The 15,058-nt window shown below is 72.5% G+C and carries 10 protein-coding genes and 1 riboswitch; of the genes, 5 read left to right on the plus strand and 5 right to left on the minus strand.

Annotated features, from left to right (window positions below; genetic code table 11):
• Positions 1 to 576, minus strand: a 576-nt coding sequence (locus ACW0Q9_RS11240) for a FadR/GntR family transcriptional regulator (RefSeq protein WP_456180297.1), incomplete at its 3' end; no start/stop codon positions are given.
• Between the two features lie 138 nt (positions 577 to 714).
• Here ACW0Q9_RS11240 and htpG point away from each other — a divergent pair.
• Entirely contained in the window at positions 715 to 2,607 is a 1,893-nt protein-coding gene (htpG, locus tag ACW0Q9_RS11245) for a molecular chaperone HtpG (RefSeq protein WP_456180299.1), read from the plus strand.
• A 195-nt stretch (positions 2,608 to 2,802) separates the two neighbouring features.
• Here the strand turns inward: htpG and ACW0Q9_RS11250 are convergent, their stop codons facing one another.
• The 3 genes from ACW0Q9_RS11250 to ACW0Q9_RS11260 all read right to left on the minus strand — a co-directional run bounded on the left by ACW0Q9_RS11250 (position 2,803) and on the right by ACW0Q9_RS11260 (position 5,647).
• The gene (locus ACW0Q9_RS11250) at positions 2,803 to 3,501 is read right to left on the minus strand and encodes an SDR family oxidoreductase (RefSeq protein WP_456180301.1); all 699 of its coding nucleotides are present in this window, start codon (positions 3,499 to 3,501) and stop codon (positions 2,803 to 2,805) included.
• A 29-nt stretch (positions 3,502 to 3,530) separates the two neighbouring features.
• On the minus strand, positions 3,531 to 4,001 hold the full coding sequence (locus ACW0Q9_RS11255) for a winged helix-turn-helix transcriptional regulator (protein WP_456180303.1): 471 nt from the start codon (positions 3,999 to 4,001) through the stop codon (positions 3,531 to 3,533).
• Between the two features lie 86 nt (positions 4,002 to 4,087).
• Positions 4,088 to 5,647, minus strand: coding sequence for an LLM class flavin-dependent oxidoreductase (locus ACW0Q9_RS11260; protein WP_456180305.1), 1,560 nt, complete (start codon positions 5,645 to 5,647; stop codon positions 4,088 to 4,090).
• 169 nt (positions 5,648 to 5,816) lie between these two features.
• Here ACW0Q9_RS11260 and ACW0Q9_RS11265 point away from each other — a divergent pair, with 169 nt between their 5' ends.
• The 3 genes from ACW0Q9_RS11265 (at position 5,817) to ACW0Q9_RS11275 (ending at position 9,219) form a co-directional block, all read left to right on the plus strand.
• Entirely contained in the window at positions 5,817 to 7,649 is a 1,833-nt protein-coding gene (locus ACW0Q9_RS11265; protein ID WP_456180307.1) for a glycoside hydrolase family 3 protein, read from the plus strand.
• Positions 7,650 to 7,802: 153 nt separating this feature from the next.
• A riboswitch (cyclic di-AMP (ydaO/yuaA leader) is annotated at positions 7,803 to 7,959 on the plus strand.
• Positions 7,960 to 7,964: 5 nt separating this feature from the next.
• Positions 7,965 to 8,624 (plus strand): transglycosylase family protein, encoded by a 660-nt coding sequence (locus ACW0Q9_RS11270; protein WP_456180309.1) that lies wholly within the window; start codon positions 7,965 to 7,967, stop codon positions 8,622 to 8,624.
• A 136-nt stretch (positions 8,625 to 8,760) separates the two neighbouring features.
• The gene (locus ACW0Q9_RS11275) at positions 8,761 to 9,219 is read left to right on the plus strand and encodes a YbaB/EbfC family nucleoid-associated protein (protein ID WP_456180311.1); all 459 of its coding nucleotides are present in this window, start codon (positions 8,761 to 8,763) and stop codon (positions 9,217 to 9,219) included.
• A 100-nt stretch (positions 9,220 to 9,319) separates the two neighbouring features.
• On the opposite strand, the gene ACW0Q9_RS11280 is transcribed toward ACW0Q9_RS11275, so the two are convergent.
• A complete protein-coding gene (locus ACW0Q9_RS11280; RefSeq protein ID WP_456180313.1) occupies positions 9,320 to 11,308 on the minus strand; it encodes a M4 family metallopeptidase in 1,989 nt (662 codons plus the stop codon).
• 890 nt (positions 11,309 to 12,198) lie between these two features.
• Between ACW0Q9_RS11280 and ACW0Q9_RS11285 the strand changes: the two genes are divergently transcribed.
• A complete protein-coding gene (locus ACW0Q9_RS11285; RefSeq protein ID WP_456180315.1) occupies positions 12,199 to 15,042 on the plus strand; it encodes an OmpL47-type beta-barrel domain-containing protein in 2,844 nt (947 codons plus the stop codon).
• Positions 15,043 to 15,058 lie beyond the last annotated feature (16 nt).

Raw genomic sequence — 15,058 nt, forward strand, 5'->3', positions numbered from 1 at the left:
GGCGCGGGCGTCCGGGGGGACGTCGCCCACGGCGAAGGTGCCGGCCACCAGGCTGTTGAACGCCAGCAGGTAGGCGGTGTTGCCGCTGCCCCGGACGATCAGCCACCAGATCGCGATGTTGGCCTCGTTCATCCGGTCCAGATCGGGGGCGAGCGAGCCGTATTCGTCGGCGGCCCGGACGAGCGCTTCGGTGACCTCCGGGTCGCCGCGCTCCGCGCAGAGCCGGGCGGCGTCGATCCCGACGCAGGCCCGCATCTCCAGCATGTCGCGGACCAGGTTGTCGACCGGGAGTACGTCACCGGAGCGGGCCAGCGACAGCGCCAGGTCCAGCCCGGCGTGCACCCGCCAGTCGAGCACCCGGGTGGCGCCGCCCTGGCTGACCCGGACCAGGCCCAGTTGCTGGAGCCGGCGCAGCGCCTCGCGGACGGCGTGCCGGTTCACCGCGAACGCGGCGGCCAGCTCCCGCTCGCCGGGCAGCGTCTCCTCCGGCCGGTAGCGGCCGCTGACGATCGCGTCGCGGAGCTGGCCGAAGACGTGGTCGGAGACCGAGGCGCGGGGCACGGGGGCGAAGACCATGGCCAGCAGTGTGGCCCCGCACACATCAACTCGTCAACTGGTTGGACCAGCCGGATCCGCCACCCTGCGGTGGCCGCGCGCGTACGCCTCGTATCCTTTCCGCCGGGAGACCCCGCGAACTGGTGGAAGGGAGTCGGTGTGAGCGACCGGGTAGAGACGTTGGAGTTCCAGGCCGAGGCCCGTCAGCTGCTCCAGCTGATGGTGCACTCGATCTATTCGAACAAGGACGTCTTCCTGCGCGAACTGATCTCGAACGCCTCCGACGCGCTGGACAAGCTGCGCCTGGAGTCGCTTGTCGACAAGGACCTCCAGGTCGACACCGCCGACCTGCACATCGAGATCGAGGTCGACAAGGACGCCCGCACGTTGACCGTGCGGGACAACGGGATCGGCATGTCCCGCGACGAGGTGGTCGCGCTGATCGGCACCATCGCGAAGTCCGGCACCGCCGAACTGCTGCGCAAGCTGCGCGAGTCGAAGGACGCCGCGGCCTCGCAGGAGCTGATCGGTCAGTTCGGCGTCGGCTTCTACGCCACCTTCATGGTCGCCGACCGGGTGACCCTGCTGACCCGCCGGGCCGGGCAGACCGGCGGCACCCGCTGGGAGTCCACCGGCGAGGGCACCTACTCGGTCGAGGCGGTCGACAGCGCGCCGCAGGGCACCTCCGTCACCCTGCACCTCAAGCCGGCCGACACCGAGGACAACCTGCACGACTACACGGCCGAGTGGACCATCCGCGAGATCGTCAAGCGCTACTCCGACTTCATCGCCTGGCCCATCCGGATGACCGTGGAGAAGCCGGGTGAGGACGGCGTCACCACCCGCGAGGAGCAGACGCTCAACTCGATGAAGGCGCTCTGGGCGCGTGCGAAGGACGAGGTCGACGAGGCCGAGTACAAGGAGTTCTACCGGCACGTCGCGCACGACTGGGCCGACCCCCTCGAAACCATCCACATGCGCGGCGAGGGCACCTTCGAGTACGAGGCGCTGCTCTTCCTGCCCTCGCACGCCCCGCTCGACCTGTTCTCCCCGCAGGGCCGCCGCGGCGTGCAGCTCTACGTCAAGCGCGTGTTCATCATGGACGACTGCGACGCGCTCATGCCCAACTACCTGCGCTTCGTCAAGGGCGTGGTGGACGCGCACGACCTCTCGCTGAACATCTCCCGGGAGATCCTCCAGCAGGACCGGCAGATCCGTGCCGTGCGCCGTCGCCTGGTCAAGAAGGTCCTCGCCACCCTCAAGGACCTGTCCGCCGAGGCGTACCGCACCTTCTGGGGCGAGTTCGGCGCGGTGGTCAAGGAGGGGCTGCTGGAGGACCCGGACAACACCGAGGCCCTGCTGGACCTGGTCCGGGCGGCCAGCACCCACGACCCGGCCGAGCTGACCACGCTGCGCGACTACGTCGAGCGGATGAAGGACGGCCAGACCGAGATCTACTACGCCACCGGCGAGAACCGAGCCACCATCGAGAACTCGCCGCACCTGGAGGCGTTCCGCGCCAAGGGCTACGAGGTGCTGATCCTCACCGACCCGGTCGACGAGGTGTGGGTCGAGCGCGTCGGCACGTACGACGGGAAGACGCTGCGCTCGGTCGCCAAGGGGCAGGTCGACCTGGAGACCGACGAGGAGAAGGAGCGGGCCGAGGCCGAGCGGCAGGAGTACGCCGACCTCCTGACCTGGATGACCGGCGCGCTCACCGACAGCGTCAAGGAGGTCCGGCTCTCCACCCGGCTGACCACCTCACCGGCCTGCGTGGTGGGCGACGCGCACGACATGACGCCGACGCTGGAGAAGATGTACCGGGCCATGGGGCAGGAGGTGCCCCGGGTCAAGCGGATCCTGGAGCTCAACCCGACCCACCCCCTCGTCACCGGGCTGCGCAAGGCGCACGAGCAGGGCGCCGACAGCACCGCGCTGACCGAGACCGCCGAGCTGCTGTACGGCATGGCGTTGCTGGCCGAGGGGGGCGAGCTGGCCGACCCGGCCCGGTTCACCCGGATCCTCGCCGACCGGCTCGCCCGGAGCCTGTAGGCCGAGCGACCCGCCGGGACGTGGTTTCCCGCCACGTCCCGGCGGTCGGTCAGCCGCGGATCAGCCGTTCCGGGTGAGCGCGACGGTGACGGCCGCGCCGGGCGCGCGATCATCGGCGTCCGGCGCCATGGCCAGGACGGCGTCGTGGGCGTACCCGTGTCGCACGGGTTCATTGTGCCCCGGCCGCCGCCGAGGTCAGGGCAGGTCGGGGTAGAGGGCCGGTACGCCGCCGGAGAGGCCGGCGAGGACCCGCCGGGAGGTCTCGTCGGCGACGATCTCGTACCGGTCGGCCTCGATGCCGTCGACGGCGATCCGGGCGATCTCCGCCGGGTCGGACTTGGGCACGTCCAGGCCGGCGGTCATGTCGGTGTCCATGTAGCCCACGTGCAGCCCGGCGACCCGCACGCCCCGGCCGGCGAGCTGCGCGCGCAGCGCGTTGGTCATCGCCCACTCCGCCGACTTGGCCGCGCTGTAGGCCCCGACGCCCGGCAGGGCGATCCAGGAGAGCGCGGAGAGGACGTTCAGCACGGTGCCGCCGCCGTTGGCGGCGATCCGCGGGGCGAACGCCCGCACCATCTCCAGGGTGCCGAAGTAGTGGGTCTCCATCTCCAGCCGGACCTTCGCCGGGTCGGCGTCGAGCAGGTCGGCTCCGGTGCCCGAGCCGGCGTTGTTGACCAGCAGCGTGACGTCGCCGGCCAACTCCGCGGCGGCCGCCACGGACGCGGGGTCGGTGATGTCCAGCCGCACCGGGATGACACCCGGCAGGTCGACGGTGTCCGGGTTGCGGGCGCCGGCGTGGACGGTGGCGCCCCGGGCCAGCAGTTCGGCGGCCAGGTGGCGGCCGAAGCCCCGGTTCGCCCCGGTGACCAGGGCGGTGCGTCCAGCGATCTTCATGTCTGGCTCCTGAGGGTGTGGAAGGGAGGTCACGACTGCCGCAGGCCCGGCCCGGGCAGCAGGTCCACCTCGTCGCCGGGCACGTCGTGGCCGGCTTCGCAGCGAAGCGCCACGTGCACCGCGGCGCCGCAGTCGTGGTGGGCCAGCCGGACCGACGGCTCGTCGACGGCGTACGCGTCGCCCCACTGGCGCAGGGCGGCGAGCACCGGCAGCAGGTCCCGCCCCTTGGCGGTGAGCAGGTACTCGTCCCGGGTGCGCTGGCCGGGCTGGCGGTAGGGCCGCCGCTCCAGCAGCCCGTCGGCGACGAGCTGCTTGAGGCGGGCGGCGGCCACCGGCTCGCTGACCCCGGCCCGGCGGGCGAAGTCGTCGAAGCGGCGGGTGCCGAAGGACGCCTCGCGCAGCAGGAGCAGCGTGGTCCGGTTGCCGACCGTGTCGAGCGCCGCGGCGATCGAGCAGGTGGCGGTGGGCCAGGCGTCGCGCTGCGCGAGGAAGTCCGTCATGCCGAGGACGCTACCCCCTCTGACTTAGGGAACCCAAAGTCAGCTATCTCACGCCGCGACGCGCCGGCGAGCGGGAACAACCGGCCTCAGACCTGGCCGGAATAGAAGCCGTGCCGGGCGAGCGGCTCCACGATCACCTGCTCCTCCCACGACAGGTGCGACAGCAGGGTGTCGGTGAGGACGTCCACCGCCTTCTGGATGTCGGTGAAGTCGCCCGGGTTGCGGATCAGGTCGACCAGGGCCCGGTCCACCCCCTCCACCACGTCGTGGATCACCACGTGCTCCGCCTCCAGCCGGTCGAGCACGGGCGCCAGGCCCGGGTCCGCGCGCCGCAGGTGCGGGAAGATCGAGTTGTCCTCCAGGCCGTGGTGCTGGGTCACCGCCGTGCAGTACGCGGCGCAGTACGCACCGAGCGTCCAGTTGTTCTGCCGCATGGTCAGCTGGTTGAGCACGGCCCGGGCGGCGCCCGCGGAGACCACCCCCCGCCGGACCTGTTCCAGCAGGTCGCGCACCTGGGCCAGCTCCTGGCGCAGGTGGTCGTGGACGTCGACGAGGTGCGCGCCGACGGCCTGGGCGTGCGGGGTGTACACGTGCCCGGCCGGCGCCGGCGGGGCGGCCGGGCGGGTGGACTCGTCCCAGAGCCGGTGGTCGGTCAGCCGTACCCCCGGGTCGGGGGTGGGCGTGACCGCGAGCGCCGTGGCGCCGCCGGCCTCGCGCTGCTCCTCGACGGCGCCGGCCCGGGAGCCGGGCGCGGCGCGTTCGGCGCCGACCAGCTCCCGCACCGCGGGCGCGACCTCCTGGGCGAAGAGCTGGATCGCGGTCGGGTCGTCGGCGCCGAGGACGAAGGTGGAGATGCCGTGGTCCAGGGTCAGCCCGGCGAGCTCCTCCACCCACTGCTCGGGCGGTCCCTCGAGGAAGCCGGCGGAGGAGCGGACGAAGCGGCCGCTGACGTTCAGCAGCCGCCGCACCGACCGGGGGTCCCGCCCCGCCGCCTCGGCGCTCTCGTCGATCACCGCGTTCAGCGCCGGCAGCTCGGCCGCCCCGTTCGGCAGGTACGCCAGTGACGGCAGCCAGCCGTCCGCCACGCGCCCCACCAGCCGCAGCATCCGGGGCTTGTACGCGCCGACCCAGATCTCCACCGGGTGCGCCGGCGCCGGTCCGCGCTTCGCCCCGACCACCCGGTAGTGCTCGCCCTCGACCCGGACCATCCCGCGCCGCTCGGCGTCCCACACCTCGCGGATCACCCGGATCGCCTCGTCGAGGGCGTCCACCGCCTGCCCGGCGCCGAGCCGCCGCCCGCCGACCGCCTCGATCGCCTCCCAGAACGCGCCGGCGCCGAGGCCCAGCTCCACCCGGCCGCCGCTGAGCAGGTCGAGGCTGGCCACGCTGCGGGCAAGCACCACCGGCTGGCGCAGCGGCAGGTTCAGCACGTTGCCGGCCAGCCGGATGCGGCTGGTCGCCGCGGCCAGGTAGGACATCAGCGTCCAGGTGTCCAGGAAGCCCGGCTGGTAGGGGTGGTCCTGGAAGGTGACCAGGTCCAGGTTGACCTGCTCGCAGAGCTTGGCCAGGGCCACCACCTGCTCGAACCGGCCGGCGGTGGGCGTGACGAAGCCGCCGAAGGCCAGCTCGTGTCCGTAGTCGGTCATGCCGTCCCGCCGCCTCCTGCCGATCTTGCGCGAACCCTGCCCACGGTAGTCCGGCCCGGCGCCGGCCCGCCGGGCGGTTCCGGAACCGGAGAGGATTGTTCACAGTCGATGCCCGCGCGCATAGGCTGCCGGTGAACGGCCTCCGCGTTCCTCCCGGAAGGAGCGACCCGTGAACCGTCACCACCACCCCCGTCCCCTCGGTCTGGCTCTCCTGCTCGTCGCGGTCACCGCCCTGGCCGTGCCCGCCCCGGCCACGGCGGCCGGCCTGCCGTACCAGGACCCGACGCTGCCCGTCGCCACCCGCGTCGCCGACCTGCTCGCCCGGATGACCCTGGACGAGAAGCTCGGCCAGATGACCCAGGCCGAGCGCGGCTCGGTCACCGCGAGCGACCTCACCACGTACCGGCTCGGGTCGGTCCTCTCCGGCGGCGGCTCCGCGCCCACGCCGAACACCGCCGCGTCCTGGGCCGACATGTACGACGGCTTCCAGCGCGCCGCCCTCGCCACCCCGCTCGGCATCCCGATGATCTACGGCGTCGACGCCGTCCACGGGCACAACAACGTGTACGGGGCGACCATCTTCCCGCACAACATCGGCCTCGGCGCGACCCGCGACCCGGCCCTGGTGCAGCAGATCGGCCAGGCCGTCGCCGAGGAGATCACCGGCACCGGCGTGGACTGGAACTTCGCCCCCTGCCTCTGCGTGGCCCGCAACGACCGGTGGGGCCGCACCTACGAGTCATTCGGCGAAACCCCGGACCTGCCGTCGAACCTGTCCACGCTGATCACCGGCCTGCAGGGCGGCACCCTCGGCGGACCCACCTCGGTGCTCGCCACCGCCAAGCACTACGTCGGCGACGGCGGCACCACCGGCGGCGACGACCAGGGAAACACGCAGCTCAGCGAGGCCGAGCTGCGGGCCGTCCACCTGCCGCCGTTCCAGGCGGCCGTGCAGCGCGGGGTCGGCTCGGTGATGATCTCCTACAGCAGCTGGAACGGCGTGAAGCTGCACGGCCACCAGTACCTGATCACCAACGTCCTCAAGGGAGAGCTGGGCTTCTCCGGGTTCGTCGTCTCCGACTGGAACGGCATCGACCAGATCGACGGCGCCGCCGGCTTCACGGCGGCCGAGGTCAGCACGGCCATCAACGCCGGCATCGACATGGTGATGGTGCCCACGGCCTGGAAGACCTTCCTCAGCACCCTGCGGGCCGAGGTGCAGAACGGGCACGTGCCGATGAGCCGGATCGACGACGCCAACCGGCGCATCCTCACCAAGAAGTTCGAGCTGGGCCTCTTCGAGCGGCCGTACACCGACCGGAGCTGGACCCCGACGGTCGGCGGCGCCGCGCACCGGGCCCTGGCCCGGCAGGCCGTCCGCCAGTCGCAGGTGCTGCTGAAGAACACCGGCGGCGTCCTGCCGTTGGCCCGGGACAACAACAAGATCTTCGTGGCCGGCAAGAGCGCCGACAACATCGGCAACGCCAGCGGCGGCTGGACGATCTCCTGGCAGGGCTCGTCGGGGGCGGTCACCCCCGGCACCACCATCCTGCAGGGCATCCGTGCCGCGGTGGGTCCGACCACGACGGTCACCTACAACCAGCGCGGCACCGGCGTCGACGGCACCTACCGGGCCGCGATCGCCGTGGTCGGCGAGACACCGTACGCCGAGGGCCAGGGCGACCGGACCGGCAGCATGAGCCTGGACCGGGACGACCTGCGGACCATCGCGACGCTGCGGAACGCGGGCGTGCCGGTGATCGTGGTGCTGGTCTCCGGCCGGCCCATGGACGTCTCGGCCGAACTGCCGAGGTGGGACGCGCTGCTGGCCGCCTGGCTTCCCGGCACCGAGGGCGGCGGCGTGGCCGATGTCCTCTTCGGCGGGTACGCGCCGACCGGCAAACTGCCGATGACCTGGATGAACTCGGCCAGCCAGCAGCCGATCAACGCCGGCGACGGGCAGGTCCCGCTCTTCCCGCAGGGTTACGGCCTCACGTACTGAGCCGCCACTCATAAGGCACTTTCGGACGGTGCGCAACTCGGACGGCGTCCCCTTCGCCCGGCCGGGTGAAGAACTTCACAAGAGGTGGGCGACCGGTCGAAACCGTTCCTAACGTCGTATCCGTTCGCGATCGCGGACACCACGGGCCGGCAACGCCTAATCCCGCCGCCGGCCTGGTGGTACCTGGACCTCGGGCGGGAGCGGGGGACCCACACGTTCCTCGGTGCACGACACCTCGGGGTGAAGCCGCCTCCGGCGGCCGGGCTCCTCGGCCCGAACCCGACAGCTCACCTCGTCGGCGTGGAGGAAATCCACATGGCAAGTGAACACGTCGCCCGTCACCGACGGGCCGCGCGGCGGCGCACCGCCGTCGGGGCGCTCGTCGTCGGCGCCGCCACCGGCGCCGCCGCCCTCCTCGGCCCCGCCGCCCCGGCCAGCGCCGCCGGCGTGAACTGGGACGCCATCGCGCAGTGCGAGTCCGGCGGCAACTGGCACATCAACACCGGCAACGGCTACTACGGCGGGCTGCAGTTCTCCCGGAGCACCTGGAACGGCTACGGCGGCCAGAAGTACGCCAGCCGGGCCGACCTGGCCAGCCGCGGCGAGCAGATCGCCATCGCCGAGAAGGTCCTCGACGGGCAGGGCATCGGTGCCTGGCCGGTCTGCGGCAAGAAGGGCGGCTCCACCAAGAAGTACGCCAGCAGGGACTCGGGCTCGACGAAGTCCAAGAAGAAGGCCACCTCGAAGCGGTCGTCGCACGGCGACCGGCCGTCCGCCACCCGCAGCGAGCGGCGCACCGCGCCGAGCACCGGCGGTGCCGGCAGCTACCTGGTCCGGCCCGGGGACACCCTCTCCGGGATCGCCGACGCGAAGAACGTCGCCGGCGGTTGGCACGCCCTCTACGAGCGCAACAAGGGCGTGGTCGGCGACGACCCGGGACTGATCTTCCCGGGCCAGCGGCTGCGCCTGCGCTGAGCCCCCGGATCCGGTCCTGTGCGGGCCGGATCCACCGCACCCGAACGCCCGGCCGGGTCCCCGGCCGGGCGTTCGGTTCCGTCGGGGCCGGTTGCTATCGTCACGGTGCTCGGAAAGACGTGAAGAAAGCGCGGATATGACCAACGACCCGTTCTCCGCGGCCGCGAGCCTCGACGAGCTGCTGACCAGGACCCAACAGGCGCTGTCCGCGATGCGGTCCCGGGCCGCCGAGCACGCCGACGGCGCGCCGGCCGAGTTGCTCCGGGCCGAGGGCGCCGCGGCCGGCGGCCGGATCCGTGCCGTCGCCGTCCAGGGTGGCCGGCTGGAGTCCGTCACCGTCGACCCCGAGCTGGCCCAGGAGTCCATGGAGGCCGTCTGCGGGCACCTGGTGGCGGCCGTGAACGCCGCCCTCACCGAGCTGGACGCCCGGGTCAGCGCCTCGGCCCAGGCCGACGTGGACGCGCTCGCCGCGCGGCTCGGCGGCCTGCCCGAGCAGTCCGCGCGGGACATGGAGCGGTTCGGCCGGGCCATGGAGGGCGTCGCGGCCCGGATCCGCCGCGACGGCGCCGGCTCCGGCGCGGCCCGCCCGGCCTGACCGCCGCCCCGGACCGCGCTCCCGGACCCGCTCCGAGCCCCGGCGGAGACGACGGAGCGGCCGGCCGTCGGGAGGACGACGACCGGCCGCTCCGGTGTGGTCAGCTCAGGGTGACCGCGGTGTCGTCGACGACGAAGGAGGTCTGCAGGGAGCTGTCCTCCACGCCGCTGAACGAGATGGTGGCGGTGGTGCCGGCCAGCGACGAGATGTCGAAGGACCGCTGCACGTAGCCGGTGGCCTTGTTGAGGTTGGAGTAGGTGGCCAGGGTGGTGCTGCCCGCCTTCACGGTCAGCTTGTCGTACGCCGTGGTGGTGGTCGACTCCGCGCTGTCGATGTGCAGCCAGAAGCTCAGCGTCGCCCGGCAGCCGGCCGGAATGGTCACCGACTGGGTGAGGGTGTCGGTGTGCGTCGAGCCGTAGCCGTCGAGCCACGCCTTGTAGGAGCCGCCGTGCGCCGCCTGGGCGGTGTCGTTGGTGATGACGCCGGAGCTGGCGCTCCAGCTCACGTTGCCGGACTCGAAGCCGGGGTTGGCCAGCTTGTTGCCGGTGCAGCTGCCCGACGGCGGGGTGGTCGTGGTGGTCGGCGTCGGCGTCGGCGTGCCCGTGCAGGTCGGCTCACCGGTCTGCGCCGGCACGCTGACCGCGGTCCAGGCGGCCTTGACCGTGTTGAACTCGGTGCAGCTGGTCGGGTAGAGGTTCTTCGCCGCCTGCAGCGTCCAGACCCGGTACTTCAGGTACGACGAGGACGAGGTCTTCAGCAGCATCGCGTTGTACATGATCTTCATGGCCTTCTGGATGCCCAGGCCGGTCACGCTGCTGCCGTTGCAGGTGGAGCTGGCCGGCTGGCCGTTGGTCGGGCTGCTGCCGTTGGCCAGCAGGTAGAACCAGTGGTTGCCCGGGCCGGCCGCGGCGTGCACCTCGGTGCCCGGGATGCTGCTGGAGTAGCAGTTCGGGTCGCCCAGCGCCGACGGGTTGTACATGTTGCGGATCGGGCCGTTGCCGACCAGGTTGACCTTCTCGCCGACCAGGAAGTCGGGGGCGTCGTAGGTCGAGGGCTCGTTGGCGAACCACTCGGTGGCCGCGCCGAAGGTGTCGGCGACGAACTCCTGGGTGCCGGCGCCGGAGATGCCGCCCGGGGTGTGGTCGTCGATGCCGTGGCCGATCTCGTGGGCCACCACGTCGAGCGAGCTGATCCACTGGCCCGAGGTGTTCTTGCCGATCTGGACCTGGGTGCCGTCGTAGTAGGCGTTCTGGTCGTTCAGGCCCACCCGGATCGGCCAGTAGCCGCCGTTGCCGTCGGCGCCGTTGCGGCCCAGCCACTGGGCCAGCATCTTGTGCTCGGTCTGCGCCGCGAACAGCGCGTCGACGCAGCCGGTCTCCTTGTTGGTGGCGGTGCCGTTGCCCCAGACGTCGTCGGAGCCGCTGAACGTCGTGTTGGTGGCGGCGTCCTGGCAGCTCAGGTTGGTGACGGTCGGGTCCTTCATGGAGTACGTGCCGCCGGACTGCGTGGTGTTCAGGGTCAGCGGGCTGGGGCCGTTCCACGCCCCGGTGCCGGTGCCGTGCACGATGCGCTCCTGCTTGCGCAGCACCGCGCCGGTGCGGGCGTCGACGTCGACGGTGAGCCGGCTCGGGCCCTCGGCGTCGGTGCCGCGCACCGTGGTCTCCCAGGCCAGCGCCGGCTCGGCGCCGAGGGTGTAGACGACCAGGGTGGTGCCCTCGACGGTGCTGACCGTCTTGAGCTGGGCGCGCGCGGTCTTCGCCGCGACGGCCGAGGTCAGCTTCGGCGTGGTGGCGAGGCTGCCGATGGCCCGCTGCTGCGCGACCGAGGCGTACTTCAGGTTGCCGGCCGGGTCGGTGGCCAGCACGAAGTCACCGCCGACCACGGGCAGGCCCTTGTAGGTGCGCTCGTAGGGCACGTACTGGGTGCCCTCGGAGGAGATGACCGGCTTCTGCACGAACGCGTCGTCCGCGCTGGCGTGCAGGTAGGCGGGACCGGGCGGCGCGGCCTGCACGGCCGCGGCGGTGCCGGCGGCGATCAGACCGGCCGCCGCCGCGCCGGAGAGCGCGACGAGGCGAGGTGAGAGCTTCAAGGGGGTTCGCTCCTGTTCCTAGGCGCGCCGCACGGAGCCCGGTGGGGACGGGCGGCGCGGGTGTGGCGAGGCGGGATGACGGCCGATCTCCGAGGCTGCCGGCGTGGCCCCGGTTCGACAGATCGACCGTCGGCGAGCCGCCGGGGTGGGCGATTCGCTGGGGGCACGATCACACGGGCCAGGGCCGGGATCAATGGGTGACCCGGGCAACCGACGCCCCGCGGTCACCCCGCCGTCGCCGCGAATTCAGGAAGCCATGATCTTCAATAGGTCCTGATCAGGCCGAATGTTCGCCGCAGTGGACGGCGCCCCGCCCGATCTGCGTGGCTTGCCGCTCCGTGCTCATGGCGCACATTGACTCTCGTCGAGATGTTGGCGGTCCGGCACCCTCCGGTCCGGCGGGCGGGGGCGCCGGTAGGAATCTGCCGACCACTTTCGTCTGCGCCGTAGAAAAGTAGCCAATGGACAGACGAAAGCTATGGACAGGCTGAGAGGAAGTCAGTAGGGTCGGTTCCTGTCAATATGTTTCGTCGAGGTGAACTACCGGCACGGTAGCCCTCGGCGGTGGGCCCTCCGGGCGGCGCAACACGTCCGCGGACCACGACCGGCCAGCCATGGCCACCCCGGGTCGACGCCACCACGGCGGCCGCGCCTCACCGGCCGACCGATGTCCGTACCGACCAACCCCATCAGCTCCGCGGCACCGCCGTGCGCGACGACCGTCGTCGGCCCGGTGGCGCTCCATCATCCACATCGGACGACCGTGGCCCGCGGCCACGGCCGGGGATCCCGTGCGGCCAGGGGAGGGGTCGCGCGGACCACGCCGGCACGTCAGCTCCGCCGATCGACCCACCGACGCACGCTGCTCCCGCACCGTGAAAGAGGAACCCATGAACGCACATCCAGCGCGGAACCGGCGCTCCGCCGGCCGGCTCCGGAGACCGGTGGCCGCCCTCGCCACGGTGGCGCTGCTGCTGACCACCGGGCTCACCTCGTCCCCGGCCAGCGCGCGGCCGACCGACCCGGAACGCCCCGCGCCGGCCGCCGCCGCGGCCCCGTTGCAGGCCCAGGTGCTCACCTGGACGGCGGGGGACAACTTCCTCGCCTACCGGTCGGCCCCCACCACGGCGGTCGCCGGACCGACCACCCTCGTCTTCGAGAACAGCGCGGCCACCGGCAACACCACCGGCATGCAGCACACCCTGACCTTCGAGACCTCCGACCCCCGGTACAACAGCGACGTCGACGTGAACATCCTGGCCGATCCGACGGACGCCAACGGGGGGCGTTGGACGGTCGACGTGGTGCTCTCCCCGGGCACCTACCGCTACTTCTGCGCCATCCCGGGCCACGGCGGCATGACCGGCCTGCTGGTCGTCGACGACGGCGGCTCGGACACCACGGCCCCGACGGTCACCGCGGCGGTGACCGGGGACAAGGACCCCAACGGCGCGTACGTGGGCGGCGCGACGGTCACCCTCACCGCCGCCGACACCGGCTCCGGCGTCGACCGGGTCGAGTACGCCCTGGACGGCGGCGCGTACGGCACGTACGCGGCGCCGGTGACGGTGAACCAGCCGGGGCAGCACACGCTGAGCTACCGGGCCACCGACAAGGCGGGCAACACCTCGTCGCCGCAGCAGGTGTCGTTCACCGTGGTCGAACCGCCACCGACGGACACCACCGCGCCGACCGTGACCGCGGCGGTGACCGGGCAGCGGGACACCGCGGGGGCGTACCTGGGCAGCGCCACCGTCACCCTGACGGCCGTGGACACCGAGTCGGGGGTCGACCGGGTCGAGTACGCCCTGGACGGCGGCGCGTACGGCACATACGCGGCGCCGGTGACGGTGAACCAGCCGGGGCAGCACACGGTGAGCTACCGGGCCACCGACAAGGCCGGCAACACGTCGCCGGCGCAGCAGGTGTCGTTCACCGTGGTCGAGCCGACCCCGGCGGACACCACGCCGCCGACCGTGACCGCCGCGGTGACCGGGGAGAAGGACCCGAACGGGGCGTACGTGGGCGGCGCGACGGTGGCCCTGACCGCCACCGACGCCGGCTCCGGCGTCGACCGGGTGGAGTTCTCGCTCGACGGGCAGCCCTTCGCCGGCTACACCACCCCGGTGGCGGTGACCCAGCCGGGGCAGCACACGGTGAGCTACCGGGCCACCGACAGGGCGGGCAACACCTCGTCGCCGCAGCAGGTGTCGTTCACCGTGGTCGAGCCGACCCCGGCGGACACCACGCCGCCGACCGTGACCGCCGCGGTGACCGGGCAGCGGAACCCCGACGGGGCGTACGTGGGCAGCGCCACCGTCACCCTCTCGGCCACCGACGCCGAGTCCGGCGTGGCGAAGGTCGAGTACGCCCTCGACGGGGGCGCCTACGCCACCTACGCCGCACCGGTGACGGTGAACCAGCCGGGGCAGCACGCGGTGAGCTACCGGGCCACGGACAAGGCGGGCAACACCTCGCCGGCACAGCAGGTGTCGTTCACCGTGGTCGAACCGACCCCGACCGACACCACCCCGCCCACCGTCACCGCCGCCGTGACCGGGCCGAAGGACACCAACGGCAACTACCTGGGCGCCGGCACGGTCACCCTGACCGCGAGCGACAGCGGATCCGGCGTCGACCGGGTCGAGTACTCCCTCGACGGCCAGCCGTACGCCCGCTACACGGCGCCGGTCACCGTCGACCGGGCCGGAGCGCACACGGTGAGCTACCGGGCCACCGACCGGGCCGGCAACACCTCCGGCACCGCCTCGGTCAGCTTCACGGTGGTCGCCAGCGGGCCGCAGCCCGAGTGCGTCAAGGACACCCGGCCCACCGTCTGGCTCGGCACCGTCGACAGCGGCGTACCCAACCGGGTGGTCGAGGGCGACTGCACCATCAACGCCGTCATCGACGACGAGCGGAGCTGGCCGAACCACGGCGAGTTCGTCTCCTCCGTCACGGCGATCGCCGAGCACCTGCACCACCTCGGCGTCATCAGCCACAACGAGCACGGCCGCCTGGTCAGCGCGGCCGCCCGCTCCGGCGTCGGCAAGCCGGCGGGCAAGGACGGCTACCAGCCGATCCTCGACTCCTCCGCCGCGTCGTTCGGCCGCTGGCAGCAGGTCGGCGCCGGCGGGTTCGCCCGCAACGCCGACGGCTCGATCACCAGCCGGCCGGTGCCCGGGCTGGGCATGCTCTGGTACCCGGTCAGCGCGTACGGGGACTTCTCGCTCAAGCTCCAGTGGCGCGACGACGCGCCGGGGGAGGGGCGGGCCAACAGCGGCGTCTTCGTCCGCTTCCCGGACGTCCGGAACCATCCGGCCGAGTCCCGGCCGGAGTGGGTCGCCATCAAGTACGGCCACGAACTCCAGATCCTCGACCGGCCCGACGGTGACCGCTACAAGAGCGGATCGGTGTACGGCTTCGACCGGGTCGACCTGGCCGGCGCCGGGGTGACCCCGAAGGGCACCTGGAACGACTACGAGATCCGCGTGGTCGGCCAGCACTACTCCGTGTTCCGCAACGGCGAGCTGATCAACGAGTACGTCAACGCGCCGGGCGCGGTCTTCGACCCGCCGCGGGCGGACGACCCGGGGACCGCCGGCCGGCAGCACGCCACCGGCTACCTCGGCCTCCAGAACCACGGCACCGGCGACGTCGTCAGCTTCCGGAACGTGCGGGTCGCCCCGCTGACCGCCTGCTGTCCGGGCGGCGCCGCGAACACCTGCTGCTGAGCGAGCGAAGGGACAC

The sequence above is a fragment of the Micromonospora sp. I033 genome (genome assembly GCF_053890995.1).

Coding starts and splice junctions, on each gene's coding strand:
- ACW0Q9_RS11250 (WP_456180301.1), bottom strand. CDS start 3,501: ATGAAGATCGCTGGACGCACCGCCCTGGTCACCGGGGCGAACCGGGGC.
- ACW0Q9_RS11255 (WP_456180303.1), bottom strand. CDS start 4,001: ATGACGGACTTCCTCGCGCAGCGCGACGCCTGGCCCACCGCCACCTGC.
- ACW0Q9_RS11260 (WP_456180305.1), bottom strand. CDS start 5,647: ATGACCGACTACGGACACGAGCTGGCCTTCGGCGGCTTCGTCACGCCC.
- ACW0Q9_RS11270 (WP_456180309.1), top strand. CDS start 7,965: ATGGCAAGTGAACACGTCGCCCGTCACCGACGGGCCGCGCGGCGGCGC.
- ACW0Q9_RS11275 (WP_456180311.1), top strand. CDS start 8,761: ATGACCAACGACCCGTTCTCCGCGGCCGCGAGCCTCGACGAGCTGCTG.
- ACW0Q9_RS11285 (WP_456180315.1), top strand. CDS start 12,199: ATGAACGCACATCCAGCGCGGAACCGGCGCTCCGCCGGCCGGCTCCGG.